The sequence below is a fragment of the Psychrobacillus sp. genome (assembly GCF_056205495.1).
Genome location: NZ_JBAEAP010000037.1, coordinates 1 through 19,667, shown reverse-complemented (window position 1 = coordinate 19,667; position 19,667 = coordinate 1). Strand labels below are relative to the sequence as shown.

Here is a 19,667-nt window from a genome sequence, read left to right as displayed (position 1 = left end):
ATTATTATAGCAACTGTTTAAAGGAGAAAATAAAAATGCCAACATATCACTATACGCAACCATTAGAGATAGAAATAACCCCTAAAACCACTGTATATAACGAAGAGGGAAAAGGAATTTGTACATTTCAAAGGTATTACTCTAATCGTTTAAAGCGATTCCTGGATAGAGCCATGGAATACCGTTACTTCCTTCGTTACGATATATATGACTTAAATGATCAAATTATTTTCACATGTAAAAAGGTTTCAAAGAAGGGCAGAGTATTTTTTCAAGCCTTTGATTATGAAACAAAGGAACATTACACAATAACCTATGATAAATGGAAGGAACTAGTGGCTGACCTATTAATTCTTGGTAAGGATTTCAATATAGTAATTGAAAAGGAACTAGAAGAATGGTCTAGCTATGTTTGGGAAGGAAAAGAAATTGCTAGGTGGAAAGCAAAGGTAGAAGATGAGTTCTTAATAGAGCTAGAAATTTATGAAGACTCTCCAATACAAAATCCTGCTTTTTTTATCGCTATCAGCCAATGTGCATTATATATAGGAAGTTAATAAACGTAAGGCTCACGGTTGCTTTTGACAGCTGTGAAGCCTTTTTTTTATAAAGTCAGATTCTTTTACTTTTTTGAAAAGGTACGATATGATTTAAATACATCGTGTGCGATGTATTTATGTGAGGAGAGTAAGAAATGAGTAATAAGAAACCCTCTAAATTAGAGCAGCAGCTATGCTTCGAGGTATATAAGGCTTCCAGTAACTTTACTAAGCAATATGCTAAAACCTTGGAGCCATTTCAATTAACGTTTCCTCAATATTTAGTATTGTTGGCATTATGGGAAGAGGATCATTTGCTGACGAGAGATATTGGAAAGCGTTTGGAGCTAGGAATCGGTACGTTAAACCCTATTATTAACCGAATGATTGAGCGGGGCTGGCTTGAAAAGAAACAATCTAACGAGGATAAACGAGCCTATATTATATCTCTAACTGAGAAGGCTAAAAAAGCAGAAGATGAAATTGAACAATCCATTATAAAAAAAATTACAAGCTGTAACTTCCTAGACATGAATGCAAGTACACTCATGTCCCAATTAAAAGAACTAAATGCTTTTTTATCGAAAATGAAGGAGTGATGAAAATGAGTATTTATGACATTAAAGTACAAAAATCGGACGGAACAGAATATGACTTAAGTGAATACAGAGGAAAGCCGATGCTTATCGTTAACACGGCAACTAAGTGTGGACTAAGTAATCAGTTTGATAGTCTAGAAATCCTTTATAAAAAATACAAGGATGAAGGTTTAGTAGTTCTAGGCTTCCCTTCCAACCAGTTCTTCCAAGAGCCAGGAAATGGAGCGGAAGCGGAACAGGCTTGTCGAATGAGCTATGGAGTTACCTTTCCCATGCATGAAATGGTAAAACTTAATGGCAACGAAGCACATCCGTTATTTAAATATCTAACTACCAACACCAAAGGCTTACTTTCCAGCAAGATTAAGTGGAATTTCACAAAGTTTTTAATCAATAAAAACGGTAATATTGTGAAAAGGTATGCTCCAACTGACAATCCAAAGGAATTTGAAGAAGACATAAAAAATATAATAAATGAATAAAGTAAAGGACCTGGATTGCCAAAGATCTAGGTCCTTTATGTTTAAGTTTTAGGAAAAAAAGGAATAAAGAGAAAAAGAGACGAAATGGGGAAATAGCATGGAGAGACTAACTGTAAAAGAACAAACACTACTTGCCTATTACGTGTGCAATTTTCTGGAAAAGGGAGCAGAAGGTAGTTTATCAAAAGCTTTGAAGGAAGGATTAGGTGACCGACTTTCTACCATTCAGGAGGAACTTACAAAAAAAGGTTTGTTGAGTAAAGAGGATAAAATGATAACAAATGAAGGAATTTTATACATGGATAACACTTTACACATCCAATCATATGCAACAGAAGGAAATAAACTTGCATACGTCAAAGATAGCTTACAAATAAATGAAATCGAGCTTTCGGAGCCCGCGTTAAAGCATTACATTCATCAAAATATTGGAATTGAACAACCATCTATTCATTAACCATAAAATAAGTCTGACTCTTTAGAGTCAGACTTATTTTATGTTAACTATTGTCCAAAATGCTCAATATTACTTGCACTTAAATTATTCCCATCAGGATCTTTAAAGCCAAAACCTCCTAGACCCTCCTCATTTACATTCAGTGGCCCAACCTCAACTTTATTTTTTTTCAACCATTGATAAAAGTCTTTTAACAAAGGCGTATAAAAGTCGATGATGCTATGGATCACACTAGAGTGAGTATTAGTAAAAAATAAAGGTCGAACTTCTTTTGTTTCTACTAAAAAAATAGTAGGAACTCCTTTCGTATGAAAGGAAAGCATGGCAGTCTTGTCTCCTTTAGATTCAACATGAACCCCGAGAACAGTCATATAAAAATCCATTGAGCTCTCTAAATTACTGACGGGTATTTCTACAGTGGCGATACGAGAGATAAAGTGAGACATCTGCGTTAGACCTCCTATAAAAGAATGTACGTACTAATATATTCTATTTTTACCCTTATTTTCCCTCTATAAATCTAATAATTTTTAGCATAATTTAAATAAAATATAATAAAAATGTAATAGTAAACTGGTCCCTTTTAACTTGAAGCTTAACTTTAAATTAAATGAAAAGTATAAAATATTATTAGTAGATTGAAGGATTCTATGGTAAGATTTTTTCTGTGAAAAAATGATAGTAAAGAAGGAATAAACTTGGCAATTAGACAAAAGAAGGATTTAGGAGAAAAGCTAAGCTTATTTCATTTAACTTGGCCAATCTTTTTAGAAGTATTTTTGTTTATGTTAATGGGAATAGCAGATACTTTTATGTTAAGTGCAGTATCTGATAATGCTGTTTCAGGAGTTGGGGCAGCCAACCAATATATTCATATTGCGATATTAATCTTAGAGGTAGTTGGTAATGGTGCAGCTATCGTAGTTTCACAATATTTAGGTTCTAGAAGATATATAGAGGCCTCTAAAATTTCCGGTCTTGCCGTAACTTTAAATCTTGGGGTAGGAATTATTCTTAGTATTGGGTTTGTCATATTTTCTAAAAGTATTATGGCGGGTATGAACTTAGAGGGAGAGGTCCTTGAGTTTGCCAATCAATATTTAATGATTGTTGGTGGTGGTATTTTTCTTCAAGCATTGATTAATGCTTTGGCTGCCATTATTCGTGTACATGGTTATACAAAGCAAACAATGTTTGTTTCGTTAGGGATGAATATAATTCATGTCGTGGGTAACTACGCATTAATTTTCGGTAAATTTGGCTTTCCTGAGCTAGGCGTACAAGGTGCTGCCATATCATCTGTAGTGAGTCGTTTTATAGCGCTTCTTGTATTCTTTTGGCTTCTATATCAAGTAATGGAGTACCGTGTGCAAGTAAGTTACTATTTCACCATCTCTAAAGAGTATGTGGGAAAAATACTTAAAATAGGTTTGCCTTCAGCTTTTGAACAAATTTTATATCAAGGCTGTCAAATCGTATTTTTATATTATGCTACTTATTTAGGAGCAGAAGCATTGGCCGCTAGGCAGTATGCTGTCAATATATCGATGTTTACGTATTTGTTTGCAGTCGCAATAGGTATGGGAACTGCAATAATTGTCGGGAGGTTTGTAGGGGCCAATGAAAAAGAGGAGGCCTATAAATCTGTTTGGTATAGTGTAAAAAGGGCGTTCATATTTACATTAGCAATGGTTGCTGTTGTAATCACGTTCCGTCACCCTTTGATGGGTTTATTCACAGATAACGAGGAAATTATTAAAATTGGAGCTTCTGTACTTGTCTTAAGTATCATACTTGAGACTGGTCGTACGTTGAATATTGTGATTATCAACTCGTTACGTGCAGCAGGCGATGCAACCTTCCCGGTAATAATGGGGGCCTTGTCAATGGTGATGATGAGCGTACCATTAGGATATTTATTTGTTTTTGTACTCGATATGGGACTTCCAGGAATATGGTTAGCTATAGCAGCAGATGAGTGGCTACGTGGAATTATCATGTTCTTTAGATGGAAGAGTAAAAAATGGGAAAAGTATGCGCTGGTTCATGAAAAAGAAGAGAACTCTGATTTGGACAGTCAGACAGTCTAATGTTTAGCTGTCAGAATAAAAACCATCGACAGTTAAATGTCGATGGTTTTTCTGTTACTTAGAAGATAATTATAGAACTAACGAATTAATTTTTAGCTTCCTTAATTGTTCGATGGCTTTTTTTAGTATTTCTACATTTTGAACCAATGCAATTCGTACATAGCCAGCTCCTGCTGAACCAAAGACAGTACCTGGGACCATCACTACACCAGTTTGATCGATTGCCTCGAAGACAAATTCCTTATCAGAAATTTCATAAGGATACTTAGCCCAAACAAACATGCCACCATTAGAGGGTGCCACATTCCATCCAAGGTCTCTTAATCCATCCATGACTACTCTGTGTCTTTCAGAGAAGGTTTTGCGTAGTGATTCAGTAATTTCCTCAGCGTGATTAAGAGCAACAATTCCTGCCTCTTGAATTGGACCGTAAATGCCAAAGTCTAAATTAGATTTTAATTGTTTCATAATACCGATCATTTCCGAATTTCCAGCAATATAAGCTATCCGGGTTCCCGCCAAACTAAAGCTCTTAGATAAGGAGTTAATCTCCATTCCTACTTCAAGAGCACCAGGTGTTGAAAGAAAGCTACAAGGAGAGTCTCCAGTAAAGTAAAATTCAGAGTATGCTGCATCGTGTAGAATTATGACATTATATGTATTAGCAAAAGCAACTACCTGTTGGAAAAACTCCTCGCTTGGCATGGCAGGTACAGGATTTCCAGGTAAATTTAATATCATTAGCTTGGCTTTTTGAGCTATTTCTGTTGGGATCGCACCTAAATCAGGTAAGTAGTCATTCTCTTCTAGAAGATCCATATAGTAAGGCTCTGCTCCTGCTAATTTTATACCTGCATCATACGCAACATATCCAGGGTTGGTCGTTAGAATGATATCCCCCTCATCACAAAAGGCTAGAGGTAAATGGACTAGTCCCTCCTGAGAGCCCATCGTTTGGACAATTTCAGTCTCGGGATTTAGTGAAACATTACAACGTCGCTGATAGTAATTAGCCACTGCCTCATAAAAACGCTTCGTTCCACTTAATGTATAGCCGTAAGACTCTGCTGAAAAGCTCAAATCAGATAGTACTTTCCTAGCCGCCTCACTTGGCGGGATGTCAGGACTTCCTAGGCTAAGGTCATATAGCTCGAATCCGGATTCTTTTTTTCTGGCTGCTGCTGCTTTTAAGTCACCAAATATTGCTGGCTCAAATAAGGACATTTTAGTAGAAGGTTGAATGATCAATGAAAGCACTCCCTTGCAAACAATTAATAAATTTTATGTATCATCATAACACAAATTATATTAATATTGAGAAAAATATAAGATATTGTTATGTAGTGGGGAGTAAAAGTCATAAATAGAGCTTTATTTAATCATCAAATGTTTTTACGTAGAACTTTTTATAAAAAAAGAAGGCTGTTGCCAGCCCCCCTAAAAGTAGTATTTAGTGAGATAGTGGATCAGTTTGCTCCACTTCCTTTTTGCTTTTTTCTTCTAATATTCCATCCGTCATGACATAAACTTTATCGCAGTATTCAATTAAACGAGTATCATGAGTTACAACAATCGTAGTAGTTTGGTTATTTTCCGTTTCTTTCTTCAATAGCTTCATCACTTCGTATGCACGATCAGAATCTAAAGATGCGGTTGGTTCATCAGCTAACAGGATAGAAGGTTTACTATATAATGCCTTGGCAATTGCAACACGCTGTCTTTCACCACCTGATAAATCAGAAGGGTACTTTTTACGCAGCTCAGTAATACCGAGATTTTCGTACAACGTTTCGAGCTCTTCTTTTGTCATATTGTCTTTTTTTACATTATCGAGTAATTTCATCTGTTTATCTACTGTTAGAAAAGGTACCAAGTTGGAGGCCTGCAATATAAAGCCTATTTCCTTAAGTCGAATTTTAGACCGTTTTTTTTCATTTAGATTCGTGAGATTTTGATTGTTTACAATAATCTCGCCGCTAGAAGGGGATTGCAGCCCTCCGGCAATTGTCAGGAAAGTACTCTTTCCTGAACCTGAAGGGCCAATCACTGCAATAAGTTCACCTTTATCGGCTACAAAATCAGTTTCCTTTAAAGCATCAACCTGCTTATGACCTGAACCGAACGTTTTTTTTACCTTATCTAACTTTAAAATCGCCATTTACTTATCCTCCAATCGCCTTTAATGGATCTATTTTCACAATGGTAAATACAGAGAAGACTGCTCCTAGAATTGCAACAACAACTAATACAGCGCCATAGATTAACATAGTCGTTAAATCAAAGGCTACAGGAACTGCACTTGGTAAAAATTTTCCCGTTAAAATGGTTAAGCCGAATCCGACAACAACCCCTATGAAGGCAAGCAGGAAGGTTTGGACGATTACTGAAACAGAAAGATAACCGTTAGAAATTCCTTGTGCCTTCATGACACCAAACATACTAATCTTTTGAACGGTTAGAACATATAAGAAAATCGCAACGATGACAGAAGAGATTCCAAATAGAAAGTAAATCATAAAGTTTAAGGTAAGTGATTGCTCAGTATATCCAGGAAGACTCTCAATAAAGTTTTCAATTTCTGTAATTTGAAGCTCATCATTGCTAGTGTTTATAGCATCTAGGCTGTCATCTGAAACTACAATACCATTTATTTGATCCTCATTTGCTTCAGCTGCTTCACCGAACTTTACTTTATGAAAGGTTGCTAGTTCTCCATAGAGCACGGGTGCACCATTAAACCGTGAGCTTTCTGTAAAGCCGACGATCGTTAATGTTTCATCAGTAGATGAAAGTTCTAGTTCATCTCCGATTTTAAAACCCTCTTCTTTTAAATTATCACTTGCTACTACTTCATTTTCGTAGGAGAATTCGTCACCCTCACTGACTTTTGGCATCAAAAATTCATCTTTGTCTATGCCAAATATAGACACATTCTGCTTAGAATCCCCGTTTGTCGCAATAGCACTTATTTGTCCAAGTATTGCCTTATCCTGTGCATCGATGTTATCTAATTCTTCGGTGCTAATAAATGATTGCGGTAGACTTTTATCCGATTCTTCGGCAAGTACAATAGCAGTTGCATTCCACTTATCTACTGCTTCACGATTTAGGTTTGCTAAACCGGTAGCAAGCCCGGAAAGGAAAAATACAAGATATGCCACTAACATTAAGACTCCTATGATTAGAAAAAAGCGTAACTTATTTTTTTTAATTTCATTCCATGCTAAAAACATTCCATTCACTTCCTATCTCTTTTATTAAAGCTGTACTGCTGTTTGATAAAGGCTATCAGCTGTTACAGCAACTGTTTTAGTATCATTTGAAATATCTCTAATTACCTCTACAAGGTTTGACACTTGAAACTCTACTTGGTTTATATAGTCGGTGTTTTCATCTATTGAAAAAAGAATTTTATTGAATTTCCGATTAGTATCCTGGGAGCTTTCTAATCCTAACTCAACACTCTTTTCCATATTTGCAATAGTGGTAACTGCTTTGTTTGTAAGCTTGGTAGAGGTTTGTACCAAGTATGTAATTTCTTCTACAGAGCGTTTAGATTGCTCCGCTAGTTTTCTTACTTCCTGTGCCACCACTGCAAAGCCTTTTCCATGCTCACCTGCTCGAGCTGCTTCTATAGATGCGTTTAATGCCAGTAAATTGGTTTGTTCCGCTATTTGCTTTACTAGCCCAACGATATGAAAAATTTCTTCGGAAGAATGTTTTAAATCAACAATAATTTTTGCCATTTCTCCCGTATTACCAGTGACAAGCTCCATTTGTCTTTGAAGAAGTTCTATTAATTTATTACCGTCGTTAGCTTCTGTTTGTATTTGTTTAACGCTGTCCATATTAGCCTGAACACTTTCGCGTATCCTAGCAGTATTCAATTCGACCTGTTCCATGGAGGTCGTCGTCTCATCAGTTAAGCCTGCCAAGTCTTCACTTATGGATGAAATTTTACTTTTTAGCTCTGTTTTAACAGTATCGTATTGCTGTTGGCGAAGCTTCACGTTTTCTTTTTCATACTCTTCTAGCACAAGCTGCATTTCTAAATTAATGAGCTTAGAAATAGTAAGTGAGATTTTTTCTTTCTGGGAGTGATCCCTTATTTCCTTGTTAACTAACGAAATGATAATTGTCTGTATTTGATGGAAGGTCCCCATATACCACTTGGGCTCTAATCCAATCCGAAAGTGCATTTGGGCTAATCTTCGTTTTCTCTCAATAGTAGTTTCCGTGAACTCACCACTGAACATCTCAATAATATAACTGCCGACTGTTTTCTTTAGACGCTCGATTTGAGTTCTTTCTTCAATAATTGCTCGTAAGGAGGGAACTGAAAGGACTTGCTCATAAAAAACAGAGACAATATCGTCTATACCCTTTTCCACATAGGGCTGAAACGTATGTATCATTCTTATATCGTCCTTGCCTAGACCAATTAACTTCATTTGCTTCTTTAATTCTGGATAAAGCTCCAACTGTATAACTGGTTCTTTTACGGTTGTATTGACTTCCGTTTCTTTAAACCATTTTTTCGCAAAAGGTATTACCAATCTAATCTCTCCTTATTGAATAAACTTGATGAATAGCTGCAATTGGATTTTCTTATACTCTAATTATTAACAGGATGTATGAGGTTTGTCAAATGTTTGTATAATATTATTTATTATACATTATACAGTAGTGTGTGGAATGAATTATGCGAATATACTCTAAGAATCCCTCAGTTTAGAGATATTAGGATAAGTATTTAAAGCTGGAATTTTCTTTTTGGCAGAACTACTGTATAATGTTGAGGGGATGATGTTATACTATAGATTAATTAACAAAAGCAACAGCAGCTTTTACATAGAGGCTGAAAGGATGAATATAGATGATGCAAGCTCGCCCAAATAGTAATTATAATATTCAACAGGTGTCTAATGTAACAGGTTTGTCAAAGCAGGTTATTCGAAAATGGGAAGAGCGTTATGACCTGATACAACCTGAACGTTTAGATAACGGCTATCGAGTTTATAGTGAAGAGGATATAAAGAAGCTTTTAAAAGTAAAGGTTCTATCTGAGAAGGGATATTCTCTAAAACAAGCAGTTGCTCAGGTCTTGGAGGAAAAACAATTAGATCATGCCCAAGTGGAGCTGCCAATCGAAGAGGAATCCTCTTTTCCAGAGTTTAATGATTTTGTTTTTAAGTTGTTGGAGCATGGGACAGATTGCGATGAAATAGAGCTAACGTATACGTTGCAGCAAGCATACTTTCATTACGGCTTAGAAAATTTTTTAGATAAGGTTGTATTACCCTTTTTATTCGAGGTGGGAAATCGATGGGAAAAGGAAGAATGGGATGAGTATCAGGAGGCTGTTTCTAGTATGATTGTCCGTGATTTCCTAGTGCAAATTCGACGTAATTTTCATTATAGGGATGATGCACCGCTGGTGATAGGATGCTGTCTTCCTCATGAAACCCATGAAATACCTGTTCACATTTTATTATTACAATTTATGATGAAGGGATGGAAATCCTTTTTAATAGGGGCTTCTCCTGCACCAGGAGCAATAGAATCAATGGTAGAAAAACTTAAACCACAAAAGGTTCTATTGTCTGCCTCGACAAGCATACCTTTTGAACGCAACCCTAAATTGCTAGCTGGGTTGGACCAGTTTGCTGAAAATCATAAAGAAACTAAATTTTATATAGGTGGAGCAGGGGCTATGCAATATTTTGCCTGCAAGAATTTAAAAAATATAAGCTTAGCAAATTCTATAAATGAAGTATTAGATTAAAAAAGCTACTTGCTTTCCTCATTGGAGAAAGCAAGTAGCTTTTATGTTGCTTATCGCTCAACCGAAGGAAAGAGTCCCCGATAGCTGAATTCAATTATACTTGATTATTAGAAAGGCGTATTATACTCATTTAAGTGATCGTATTTTTTCATAAAAAAGAAATTATGAAGTTAATTCAAATAATAATAAACTACTGAATGAAAAAAGAAAATTGCATAGTACAAGAGAAGATTCATGTGGTATGATAAAATTAGTAACAGGTACTAATAACAGGTTAAAACGGGAGGTTCTTATGAAGGACTTAATACAACTAAAAGATAAAAATGTAGTAGTAATGGGCGTGGCTAATGAGCGAAGCTTGGCATGGGGAGTAGCTAAAACCTTATTTGATGTTGGAGCAAATGTTATTTTTACTTACCGAAAAGAACGCTCTCTAGGGAAAATCCAAAAATTATTAGGAGATAATAATTTAGAGGCTAAGCTAGTAGTAGAATGTGATGTTAATAGCGATGAAAGCATTAAAGAAGCCTTCGAGAAGATTGGTGAGGAAGTAGGAGTGATCCACGGGGTTGTTCATTCAGTGGCATTTGCTCATGCAGAAGATCTAAAAGATGACTTCATTAAAACTTCGAGAGAGGGTTATGCGTTTGCTCAGGATACTAGCGCGTACTCTTTAATTGCTGCAGCAAGAGAAGCAGCTCCTTTTATGACAGAGGGTGGAGCTATTGTCACCATGTCCTATCTTGGAGCAGAGCGTGTTTTAGAAGGATATAACGTAATGGGTATCGCTAAAGCATCCCTAGAAGCATCTGTAAAATATTTGGCAGTAGATCTGGGTAAACAAAACGTTCGCGTCAACGCGATATCTGCTGGAGCCGTTCGAACTTTAGCAGCTAAGGGTATCTCTTCTTTTAACACTATTTTGCATAAAATAGAAGAAACTGCTCCTCTTAAACGAAATGTTACACAACAAGAAGTAGGAGAAATGACGGTTGCACTTCTTGGTAACTTATCACGAGGTGTCACTGGAGAAATAGTGTACGTAGATGGTGGATACAATATTATGGGTTAAATAAAAGCAATGGTTGATATTCTCAGCTATAGCTTCAGAGTGTAAGCGATATACCTCGAGAGATATATAATCTCTTGAGGTATTTTTTCTTTTAGCTCGTAATAAGATAAACTTATCCAAGTTTTACTACCCTATCTTTCCCACGTAGAAAGGAAAAATCAATCATACTTCCTTCATTCATAAATTAATAGAAACTATGTGCTTTAAAGCTCTAAACTAGTTACTAATTTAGAAAGATTATAATAAAGAAGTTTTTTTAATAAAATTATGGGTAATTATCCTATAGAAGCAATTTATATTAGAGGAGGACTTCGATTGGATAATAAAGTAAATGAAAACAGTAAAAATGAACAATTAGAACAATTTCGTGCGGTAGATAAAGATAAAGCTATGACAACTAATCATGGCTTAAAAGTTTCAGAGGATGAATTTTCTTTAAAGGCTGGAGATCGTGGTCCAACACTTATGGAAGATTTTCATTTTAGAGAAAAAATGACGCATTTTGATCATGAGCGAATTCCAGAGCGAATTGTTCACGCTAGAGGTTACGGAGCACATGGAGTATTTGAAGTGTACGAATCCATGAAGCCTTATACAAAAGCGAAGTTCTTACAAACACCTGGTTCTAAGACCCCTGTCTTTGTAAGGTTTTCGACAGTAGCTGGTTCCCGCGGGTCAGGCGAGCTAGCGCGTGATGCTAGAGGGTTCTCGACTAAATTCTATACAGAAGAAGGAAACTACGATTTAGTCGCTAACAATATTCCTGTCTTTTTTATTCAAGATGCTATTAAGTTTCCAGATCTAGTTCATGCTATGAAGCCAGAGCCTCATAACGAAATGCCTCAAGCAGCTACGGCACATGATACATTTTGGGATTTTATAGCAAACAACCAGGAATCGGCACATATGATTATGTGGGCAATGTCAGATCGAGCAATTCCTAGAAGCTTTCGCATGATGGAAGGTTTTGGAGTCCATACCTTCCGATTTGTCAATGAAGAAGGAAAGGCCCACTTTGTAAAATTCCATTGGAAGCCATTGCTTGGAACTCACTCGGTTGTGTGGGATGAAGCACAAAAGATTAATGGTAAGGATCCCGACTTCCACCGCCGTGATCTATATGAAGCAATTGAAAAGGGAGACTATCCAGAATACGAGTTTGGCGTGCAAATTATTTCAGAAGAAGATGAGTTCTCTTTTGACTTTGATATATTAGACCCTACTAAAATTTGGCCGGAGGAAGAGGTGCCGGTTAAGCGTATAGGAAAAATGACATTAAACCGAAATGTTGATAATGTATTCGCGGAGACAGAACAGGTAGCATTCCATCCAGGTAATGTCGTTCCTGGTATTGACTTTACCAACGATCCACTTTTACAAGGAAGATTGTTCTCTTATACGGATACACAGTTAATAAGACTTGGTGGTCCTAATTTCCACGAACTTCCGATCAATCGTCCGGTTTGTCCTTTCCATAATAACCAGCGAGATGGATACGGAAGACAAACGATTAACGTTGGACAAGTTAGCTATCACAAAAATTCACTCGCTAACAACACGCCAGCGCCAGTTAGTGAAGCAGAGGGCGGATATGCCCACTATCAAGAAAAAATAGATGCTCGTAAAGTAAGAGCACGTAGCGAAAGCTTTAAGGATCATTTTACTCAAGCTACAATGTTCTGGAATAGTATGAGTAAGCCAGAGAAGGAACACATAATTGAAGCATTTAGCTTTGAGCTTGGTAAATGTGTAGAGAAGTCGGTACGTACTCAAGCGTTAGAAATGATTGCAAACATAGATTTAGAAATGGCGAGCAAAGTTGCAGAGAATTTAGGAATGGTTATTCAAGGAACTGCTGAGAATAAAGTAACCAAATCTTCACCGGCATTAAGTCAGCTAAATACAGTAATGAAGCCTGATACTAGAAAAATAGCAATTCTTGTAGGAGATGGCTTTGATGAAGAGTTATTGAGCTTTATGGAGGCTTTAAAAGCAAAAGGAACTCTTCCTATGGTCGTGAGTGATCATCATGGAAGTGTAGCTGGAGCAAATGGTGCAAGCTTACCAGTAGATCACACATTCTTAACAGCGGATTCTGTTTTATTTGACGCGGTCTATGTGGCTAGCAATGATGGAACAACACCTGCATTTAAGAAAAATGCTATGTTATTTGTCCAAGAAGCATTTACACATTATAAGCCTATTGGGTCTACCTTTAGTGGTGACGAGCTTCTAGAAGAAATGGGGCTTGTAGGTCAAGTTGGTGTGTTAGCAAATGACAAAGTACACTTTGTAGATGAGTTCATTAATGCAGTGGCGGCGCATCGCTTTTGGGATCGTGCGGTTTAATCAAATTACAGTTAAAGAGGTATGTCCTTTAATACAGGGCATACCTCTTTTGATTGAGATTAACTTAATGAAATTAAGGGCATTATTAACATATAGAAGGAACATTATCATCTAAAAGAGAAGTAATAGAAAGAGATATGAGGAGGAGAATGTATGCATTATGTCATTATAGGCGGAGATGCAGCTGGTATGAGTGCTGCAATGGAGATTTTTCGCAACGATTCTACAGCTCAAATTACGACTTTAGAAAAAGGAAATATTTATTCATACGGACAATGTGGCTTACCATATGTAGTTGGCAAAAAGATATTTTCTACGACAGATTTAATCGCACGAAGCGTGGAAATGTTTCGAACTAAATACAAGATTGATGCAAAAATAGGACATGAAGTAACTGAAGTAAACCATCTAAACAAAACAGTTGCAGGTAATGTATTAGTAACTGGAGAAAGATTTGAGGTTAAATATGACCGATTGTTGGTAGCAACTGGTGCTAGCTCCGTTGTACCTGACTGGGAGGGTACACAACTAGATGGGATACATACGTTTAAAACCATTCCACAAACCGAGGCATTGATAGCTGATTTAGAGGCTATAAAACACATTACAATCATCGGTGGAGGATATATTGGTTTAGAAATGGCAGAAAATCTAAGAGAAATTGGTAAAGAGGTCCGAGTAATTCAACGTGGAGATCGACTAATGCCAATTCTTGATCCAGAGATGTCAGACATATTACTACAAAAGGCAAAGGAAAAAAATGTGGAGGTCAAACTAAATGAGGAGGTTAAATCCTTTACAGGGAAGACACGAGTCCAAGCAGTTGTAACTGACAAAGGGTCCTACTCAACAGACTTAGTGCTAATAGCTATTGGCATAAAACCAGCAACTAATTTCCTTAAGGAGACAGGAATAGAAACTCTAGAGAATGGAGCTATAATCGTAAATGAATATTTGGAAACAAGTATTCCAGATATTTATGCGGCAGGAGATTGCGCCACTCATTTTAATCGTTTGAAACAAAAAAACGATTATATCCCTCTAGGTACTACTGCCAATAAACAAGGTAGGCTTGCAGGATTCAATATGATTGGAGAAAAAATACCGTTTAAAGGTATTGTCGGTACCTCTATTATGAAATTCTTTGAATTGTCGATTGGTAGAACCGGACTGTCAGAGGAGGAAGTAAAGGAACTAGACATTCCTTTCGACACAAGTACGATTGAGGCCAGTGATATTGCAGGGTATTATCCTGGTAAAGAGTTAATGCAGATAAAACTCCTTTATCGTAAAGAGGATCAATTGCTTCTAGGTGGTCAGATTGTTGGTGGGCATGGAGTAGACAAGCGCACCGATGTATTAGCAACTGCCCTCTACCACAGCATGAAGCTGCCAGATTTATTAGACCTGGACCTATCGTACGCTCCACCATTTAACGGTGTATGGGATCCTTTACAGCAGCTTGCTAAAAGAAACTTCGATAAGAGAAAATAAAGAAAAGTGGGAAATTGAGAGATGGAAATAGAGACAAAGGAATTTAAGGTTAGAGATATCTCGTATAAAATAAGATCGGCCAGTCAGCTCGATGCAAAACAGTTGTCCGAGGTCAGGGTTCAAATCGACGGGGAAACGGAGAATCTAGATAGAGAACAAGGGGAAGCATTCATTGATGTCACAGGCTTTGAGAAGCTAATTGAGGATGACACCCTTTCCGTGAGCAATCTCTTTTTAGTCGCAGAGATTGAGGGGAGGATCGTTGGCTTTTCTAGATGTGCAGGGAACGGCTTAAAGCGGTTTGCACATAAAGTAGAATTTGGTGTGTGTGTCTTAAAAGAATATTGGGGGCTGAGTATCGGTCCGAACTTCTTGAAGGAGTCGATCGCTTGGGCAGATGCCAGTAGTATCAAAAAGATCTCATTAAATGTATTACATACAAACGAAAAGGCGATTGCCTTATATAAAAAGTATGGTTTCGAGGTAGAGGGTATATTAAAAAACGATAAAATTTTAAAGGATGGGAAATACTATCACACGGTTGTGATGGGACGTTCTTTCATCTAAAACAAAATTTAGTTGACTATTCCAAACTTATTGAATATACTATTAAAAATTAATTTATGTTATTTAGGCAAAGAAAAGGACATGAGTCATTTCAATAAATTTCTTATTAGAGAGCAGGGTCATTGGCTGAAAGCCCTGTAAGAAAATTGAATGATTTACCGCCTTGGAGCTATTATGGGGAACAACTAGTATCCATAATCGGGAAACCGTTATCTTTTTAGAGAGCCGTATTTTTTATTCGACGGCAAAATTAGGGTGGAACCACGACCACACTCGTCCCTTTACCGGGATGGGTGTGGTTTTTTGTATGTACAACTTTATATTTAAGCTATGAAAAGGACATGGATTATTCAACAACTTCTAATTAGAGAGCAGGGTCATCGGCTGAAAGCCCTGTTAGAAAGGCGAATAGTTTACCACCTTGGAGCTATTATGGGGAACAACTAGTATCCATAACCGGGAAACCGTTATATTTTATGAGAGCCGTATTTTTTAATGACGGCAAAATTAGGGTGGAACCACGACCACACTCGTCCCTTTACCGGGATGGGTGTGGTCTTTTTATATTTAAACAAAACTAGGAGGAATTATAATGTCAGTAAAAGCCGAGGAAAGATTAAGTCATCAAAAATTAGGTCAGCAATTAGGATTATTTATGTCCATGGAGGAAGCTCCTGGAATGCCATTTTATCTACCCAAAGGAATGGTCTTACGAAATGAACTAGAAAATCTATGGAGAGAGAAGCATCAGCGAGCTGGCTACCAGGAGATAAAAACTCCTATCATGATGAAGCAGGAGCTGTGGGAGAAATCGGGACACTGGGATCATTACCATGAAAACATGTATTTTGCAGATGTGGATGAACAAAAGTATGCGATAAAGCCAATGAACTGTCCAGGAGCAGTTTTAATCTTTAATAGTAAAAGAAGAGGCTACCGAGAACTTCCAATACGGTATGCAGAGCTAGGATTAGTACACCGGCATGAGCTTTCGGGATCTTTGAATGGTCTATTACGTGTTAGAGCATTTACTCAAGACGATGCTCACTTGTTTGTTCTAGAGGAGCAAATTGAAGATGAGCTTGCGAAGGTGTTAGATCTAGTGGATGAATTCTATCGTAAATTTGGATTTAGCTATAAGGTGGAGCTATCAACTCGTCCAGAGGATTTTATGGGTTCTGTGGAAGCATGGGACCAAGCAGAAGGAGCACTAGAATCCGTATTGAAAAGTAAACAGGTTGAATATCAAGTAAACGAGGGAGATGGAGCTTTTTACGGTCCTAAAATTGACTTCCATATACTTGATTCACTTGGACGTAGCTGGCAGTGTGGAACTGTTCAGCTTGATTTTCAAATGCCGGAGAAATTTAATTGTCAGTACGTCGATGAAAACAATCAGCTTCGTCGTCCTATCATGATTCATCGAGCGATCTACGGCTCCATAGAACGGTTTATCGCGATTCTATTAGAACACTTTCAAGGTAATTTTCCACTATGGCTAGCCCCAGTTCAAGTGAGGGTATTGCCTATCGCAGATGCTCATCTAGCTTATGCGGAGGAAGTAAAGTCGCGGCTACAACAAGAAGGCTACCGGGTAGAAGTAGATGACCGCGTAGAAAAAATTGGATTGAAGATACGAGAGGCAGCCATGCAAAAACATCCGTATATGCTGATCATCGGTGACCAGGAAATGGAGAATCAAGTTGTTTCCGTTAGGAAGCATCGAGTAGGAAGCCTTGGTGATATGGGAATAGAAGCATTTATTGGACATCATCTGGGAAAGTAAAGTTGTGGTGGTAAGTGGATAGGATGACGACGGATTGTCGTAAATCAGGTCAGGGGGAAAGAGCTGGCGAGGGATTGTAGTAAATTATCGAAAGATTGTCGTAAAGTATCCCGGCATTGTAGTAATCGGAGAGACGATTGTCGTAAATCCGGTCAAGGGGATAGAGCCGGCGAGGAATTGTAGTAAATTATTGGATGATTGTCGTAAACTTGGCTGGAAGTTGTGAGGGTATGGAGTGCCATGCGGTCAACCGAGCCATCGAATTGTAGTAGACATCCTTTAGCACCATTAAAAAAGGATTTTATGGCCATCATCTCGAATAAACTCTCGATAAGGAGTGTCGCTATGGTTAAATGGTTTATCTTGTTTGGTGGAATAGTTTTATTAGGGATTAACTTTTATGCAGCCTATACTTACTTATGGCTTTGAAAAAATGGAGCTAAATAGAATGGAAGCACTCTATGATTCAGAAAATAGTTCATCGAAAAGAACTTTGGAGAAGGCAGGATTTATATATGATGGAACATTAAGGAAATCGTCATTTGAAAAAGGGCAGTTTTGCGATGTTTCCATTTGCTCTTTGTTAAAAAAGGAGTTTGCTAAATAGCAAACCCCTTTATAAATTATATTAATACCGAACCCAGCTAAGTCCAATGGTCCCTTCTCCAGCATGAACTCCTACACAGGCACTTAATGGGATGACAATAACCTTAAGGTTAGGGAATTCCTGCAGGATTTCTTCTCTCCACGTTTGAGCATCCTTTTTGTTGTTGCAGTTGATTACTGCAACTTCTGGAACTTCTGCTATTTTCATATCTTTTCGAAGGCGTCCCATTACATAGTTTTTAGCTCTTTTAGTAGCACGTACTTTTTCTGTCGGGACGGTTTTTCCATTATCAAAGGAAATCACCACTTTTATATTTAATAGATTGCTAAGAAAGGCTGCTGTGCCGGAAACACGACCACTTTTATGAAGCTGAGTCAAGCTAGATGGAATAAAGGATAACTCAGAGTTATTTGTCATATTTTCTATATGAGCTACAACTTCCTCTACGCCCCGGCCTTCTTCTAACAAGCTTTTCCCAACCTCTAGCATTTTGACCATTGGATAAGAGCCTATTTTGGAGTCAATGGAATATACTTTGAAATTGGCCATTTTAGAAGCGGTTTGTGAGCTGTGGTAGGTGCCAGACAAACCGCTTGATGTATGGACGGCAACTGCACAATCATATCCTTCTGCTTTTAGGTCTTCATATAGTTGTACCATTTCACCAATTGGAGGCTGAGAGGTCTTTGGATGAACTTTAGCCGTTCTTAATTTGTCATAGAATTCATCATGTGTCATATCAATCGTTTCTTTGAATGCACCCTCTTCAAAAACAATATTTAACGGTAAGACATGTATATTATGTTTTTCAATAAATGATTGTTCCAATAAAGCGGCAGTATCAGTGATCCAAGCAACTTTTTTATTCACAGTTGATAATCTCCTTAATAAAAATAATTTGTTAGCGATAATGTAACGCAGATGAATACATATCAATAGTGTTACTTGTCATGTTTTGTCGAAATTTCGGGAACTGGAACATATTTTGAACATATTTAGAGGAGGTGAAAGGTTGAAGTATTTATTACCGTATTCTCTACATAATTTAATGCAACTATATCTACAGCAATTAAATACACATTTGCCTATGAATTTAATAGAAGGAGTCTATCTGTATGGCTCCGTTGCTTTAGACGCTTTTGATGAGAAGAAGAGTGATATAGACTTTATCGTTTTATTAAATCGACAGGTAAATGAGAAAGAGATAGAAATAATAAAGGATCTTCATTTTCAATTGTCTAAAGAGGAATTAGGTTCTCGGATGGACGGTATGTATATTCAAACAGCAGACCTCAGTAAAATAAATGAAGATATCAATCCTTATCCTTTTTGTGCAGATGGCGTTGTTAAGGTTGGACATTGGGATATTAATCATGTAACTTGGTGGGTTTTAAAAAACCATGGAATTGTATTGCAGGGGACAGATATTCAAGAGTTAAAGATTTCTACTGAATGGGAGGACGTCTTAGGGACGTTAAAATACAATATAAATCATTATTGGTATGAAAAGACGAAAGAAATACCAGATTCAGTGCCTGATGAAGTGGTGGAGGCTGTTACAACTACTATTTGCAGAATTCTTTATTCACTCGAATATCAGCAGATCATTTCAAAAAAAGAAGCACTGAGAAAAGGATTAAGTATGTTGCCAGATGTTTGGCATCCTTTATTAAAAGAAGGAATGAGAATTCGTGCATTAGAGCAGTCTCCATCGTTATTTGAAACAGAAAACTCACGTGCAGAGGCTTGTCGAGATTTAATATTGTACGCACATGAACTTTGTAATGCACGCTATTTTTTTCAGGAGGTATAGAAATGGAAATTAGAAGATTAACAGGTG

General features: G+C 37.2%; 19 protein-coding genes and 2 other annotated features. Of the genes, 13 read left to right on the top strand and 6 right to left on the bottom strand.

The window, feature by feature from the left end; genetic code table 11:
- The first annotated feature begins 35 nt into the window (after window positions 1-35).
- The 4 genes from AC06OU_RS01150 to AC06OU_RS01135 all read left to right on the top strand — a co-directional run bounded on the left by AC06OU_RS01150 (window position 36) and on the right by AC06OU_RS01135 (window position 2,077).
- Window positions 36-557, top strand: coding sequence for a tubby C-terminal domain-like protein (locus tag AC06OU_RS01150; protein ID WP_475853495.1), 522 nt, complete (start codon window positions 36-38; stop codon window positions 555-557).
- Window positions 558-694: 137 nt separating this feature from the next.
- Complete coding sequence (locus AC06OU_RS01145) at window positions 695-1,138, top strand: MarR family winged helix-turn-helix transcriptional regulator (protein WP_475853494.1); 444 nt, start codon at window positions 695-697, stop codon at window positions 1,136-1,138.
- 5 nt (window positions 1,139-1,143) lie between these two features.
- On the top strand, window positions 1,144-1,620 hold the full coding sequence (locus AC06OU_RS01140; protein WP_475853493.1) for a glutathione peroxidase: 477 nt from the start codon (window positions 1,144-1,146) through the stop codon (window positions 1,618-1,620).
- Window positions 1,621-1,717: 97 nt separating this feature from the next.
- The gene (locus AC06OU_RS01135; RefSeq protein ID WP_342567228.1) at window positions 1,718-2,077 is read left to right on the top strand and encodes a hypothetical protein; all 360 of its coding nucleotides are present in this window, start codon (window positions 1,718-1,720) and stop codon (window positions 2,075-2,077) included.
- 47 nt (window positions 2,078-2,124) lie between these two features.
- On the opposite strand, the gene AC06OU_RS01130 is transcribed toward AC06OU_RS01135, so the two are convergent.
- Window positions 2,125-2,523, bottom strand: coding sequence for a VOC family protein (locus AC06OU_RS01130; RefSeq protein ID WP_298474101.1), 399 nt, complete (start codon window positions 2,521-2,523; stop codon window positions 2,125-2,127).
- A 246-nt stretch (window positions 2,524-2,769) separates the two neighbouring features.
- Here AC06OU_RS01130 and AC06OU_RS01125 point away from each other — a divergent pair, with 246 nt between their 5' ends.
- Window positions 2,770-4,167 carry an MATE family efflux transporter gene (locus tag AC06OU_RS01125; protein WP_475853503.1) on the top strand — a complete coding sequence of 466 codons (1,398 nt, stop codon included), beginning with the start codon at window positions 2,770-2,772 and terminating at the stop codon, window positions 4,165-4,167.
- A 69-nt stretch (window positions 4,168-4,236) separates the two neighbouring features.
- Here AC06OU_RS01125 and AC06OU_RS01120 read toward each other — a convergent pair whose 3' ends face one another.
- From AC06OU_RS01120 to AC06OU_RS01105, 4 genes are all read right to left on the bottom strand, one after another.
- Entirely contained in the window at window positions 4,237-5,415 is a 1,179-nt protein-coding gene (locus tag AC06OU_RS01120; protein WP_475853492.1) for an aminotransferase class I/II-fold pyridoxal phosphate-dependent enzyme, read from the bottom strand.
- Window positions 5,416-5,617: 202 nt separating this feature from the next.
- Entirely contained in the window at window positions 5,618-6,325 is a 708-nt protein-coding gene (locus tag AC06OU_RS01115; RefSeq protein WP_475853491.1) for an ABC transporter ATP-binding protein, read from the bottom strand.
- Between the two features lie 4 nt (window positions 6,326-6,329).
- Complete coding sequence (locus AC06OU_RS01110) at window positions 6,330-7,400, bottom strand: ABC transporter permease (RefSeq protein ID WP_475853490.1); 1,071 nt, start codon at window positions 7,398-7,400, stop codon at window positions 6,330-6,332.
- 24 nt (window positions 7,401-7,424) lie between these two features.
- Complete coding sequence (locus AC06OU_RS01105) at window positions 7,425-8,723, bottom strand: protoglobin domain-containing protein (RefSeq protein ID WP_475853489.1); 1,299 nt, start codon at window positions 8,721-8,723, stop codon at window positions 7,425-7,427.
- 320 nt (window positions 8,724-9,043) lie between these two features.
- On the opposite strand from AC06OU_RS01105, the gene AC06OU_RS01100 reads away from it, so the two are divergent.
- The 7 genes from AC06OU_RS01100 to AC06OU_RS01070 all read left to right on the top strand — a co-directional run bounded on the left by AC06OU_RS01100 (window position 9,044) and on the right by AC06OU_RS01070 (window position 17,827).
- Window positions 9,044-9,952, top strand: a complete 909-nt coding sequence (locus AC06OU_RS01100; RefSeq protein ID WP_475853488.1) for a MerR family transcriptional regulator — start codon at window positions 9,044-9,046, stop codon at window positions 9,950-9,952.
- Between the two features lie 292 nt (window positions 9,953-10,244).
- Window positions 10,245-11,024: an enoyl-ACP reductase FabI gene (locus AC06OU_RS01095; RefSeq protein ID WP_475853487.1), complete on the top strand. Its 780-nt coding sequence runs from the start codon at window positions 10,245-10,247 to the stop codon at window positions 11,022-11,024.
- Between the two features lie 267 nt (window positions 11,025-11,291).
- A complete protein-coding gene (locus tag AC06OU_RS01090; RefSeq protein ID WP_475853486.1) occupies window positions 11,292-13,373 on the top strand; it encodes a catalase in 2,082 nt (693 codons plus the stop codon).
- 153 nt (window positions 13,374-13,526) lie between these two features.
- Window positions 13,527-14,867, top strand: coding sequence for a CoA-disulfide reductase (locus tag AC06OU_RS01085; RefSeq protein WP_475853485.1), 1,341 nt, complete (start codon window positions 13,527-13,529; stop codon window positions 14,865-14,867).
- Window positions 14,868-14,888: 21 nt separating this feature from the next.
- The gene (locus AC06OU_RS01080; protein ID WP_475853484.1) at window positions 14,889-15,434 is read left to right on the top strand and encodes an N-acetyltransferase family protein; all 546 of its coding nucleotides are present in this window, start codon (window positions 14,889-14,891) and stop codon (window positions 15,432-15,434) included.
- Window positions 15,435-15,495: 61 nt separating this feature from the next.
- Window positions 15,496-15,718: a binding site (T-box leader), on the top strand.
- Window positions 15,719-15,755: 37 nt separating this feature from the next.
- Window positions 15,756-15,975: a binding site (T-box leader), on the top strand.
- A gap of 51 nt (window positions 15,976-16,026) precedes the next feature.
- The gene (thrS, locus tag AC06OU_RS01075) at window positions 16,027-17,220 is read left to right on the top strand and encodes a threonine--tRNA ligase (RefSeq protein ID WP_475853483.1); all 1,194 of its coding nucleotides are present in this window, start codon (window positions 16,027-16,029) and stop codon (window positions 17,218-17,220) included.
- A 400-nt stretch (window positions 17,221-17,620) separates the two neighbouring features.
- Window positions 17,621-17,827, top strand: coding sequence for a GNAT family N-acetyltransferase (locus AC06OU_RS01070; RefSeq protein WP_475853482.1), 207 nt, complete (start codon window positions 17,621-17,623; stop codon window positions 17,825-17,827).
- A 21-nt stretch (window positions 17,828-17,848) separates the two neighbouring features.
- Here the strand turns inward: AC06OU_RS01070 and AC06OU_RS01065 are convergent, their stop codons facing one another.
- Entirely contained in the window at window positions 17,849-18,697 is an 849-nt protein-coding gene (locus AC06OU_RS01065; protein ID WP_298474136.1) for a DegV family protein, read from the bottom strand.
- 142 nt (window positions 18,698-18,839) lie between these two features.
- On the opposite strand from AC06OU_RS01065, the gene AC06OU_RS01060 reads away from it, so the two are divergent.
- Window positions 18,840-19,640, top strand: coding sequence for an aminoglycoside adenylyltransferase domain-containing protein (locus AC06OU_RS01060; protein ID WP_475853481.1), 801 nt, complete (start codon window positions 18,840-18,842; stop codon window positions 19,638-19,640).
- The last annotated feature ends 27 nt before the right edge of the window (window positions 19,641-19,667 follow it).

What these genes read in the sequence shown, in the direction of transcription:
- AC06OU_RS01150 (WP_475853495.1), top strand. Translation starts at nt 36, where the DNA reads ATGCCAACATATCACTATACGCAACCATTAGAGATAGAAATAACCCCT.
- AC06OU_RS01145 (WP_475853494.1), top strand. Translation starts at nt 695, where the DNA reads ATGAGTAATAAGAAACCCTCTAAATTAGAGCAGCAGCTATGCTTCGAG.
- AC06OU_RS01140 (WP_475853493.1), top strand. Translation starts at nt 1,144, where the DNA reads ATGAGTATTTATGACATTAAAGTACAAAAATCGGACGGAACAGAATAT.
- AC06OU_RS01135 (WP_342567228.1), top strand. Translation starts at nt 1,718, where the DNA reads ATGGAGAGACTAACTGTAAAAGAACAAACACTACTTGCCTATTACGTG.
- AC06OU_RS01130 (WP_298474101.1), bottom strand. Translation starts at nt 2,523, where the DNA reads ATGTCTCACTTTATCTCTCGTATCGCCACTGTAGAAATACCCGTCAGT.
- AC06OU_RS01115 (WP_475853491.1), bottom strand. Translation starts at nt 6,325, where the DNA reads ATGGCGATTTTAAAGTTAGATAAGGTAAAAAAAACGTTCGGTTCAGGT.
- AC06OU_RS01110 (WP_475853490.1), bottom strand. Translation starts at nt 7,400, where the DNA reads ATGTTTTTAGCATGGAATGAAATTAAAAAAAATAAGTTACGCTTTTTT.
- AC06OU_RS01100 (WP_475853488.1), top strand. Translation starts at nt 9,044, where the DNA reads ATGATGCAAGCTCGCCCAAATAGTAATTATAATATTCAACAGGTGTCT.
- AC06OU_RS01095 (WP_475853487.1), top strand. Translation starts at nt 10,245, where the DNA reads ATGAAGGACTTAATACAACTAAAAGATAAAAATGTAGTAGTAATGGGC.
- AC06OU_RS01090 (WP_475853486.1), top strand. Translation starts at nt 11,292, where the DNA reads ATGGGTAATTATCCTATAGAAGCAATTTATATTAGAGGAGGACTTCGA.
- AC06OU_RS01085 (WP_475853485.1), top strand. Translation starts at nt 13,527, where the DNA reads ATGCATTATGTCATTATAGGCGGAGATGCAGCTGGTATGAGTGCTGCA.
- AC06OU_RS01080 (WP_475853484.1), top strand. Translation starts at nt 14,889, where the DNA reads ATGGAAATAGAGACAAAGGAATTTAAGGTTAGAGATATCTCGTATAAA.
- thrS (WP_475853483.1), top strand. Translation starts at nt 16,027, where the DNA reads ATGTCAGTAAAAGCCGAGGAAAGATTAAGTCATCAAAAATTAGGTCAG.
- AC06OU_RS01070 (WP_475853482.1), top strand. Translation starts at nt 17,621, where the DNA reads ATGCAGCCTATACTTACTTATGGCTTTGAAAAAATGGAGCTAAATAGA.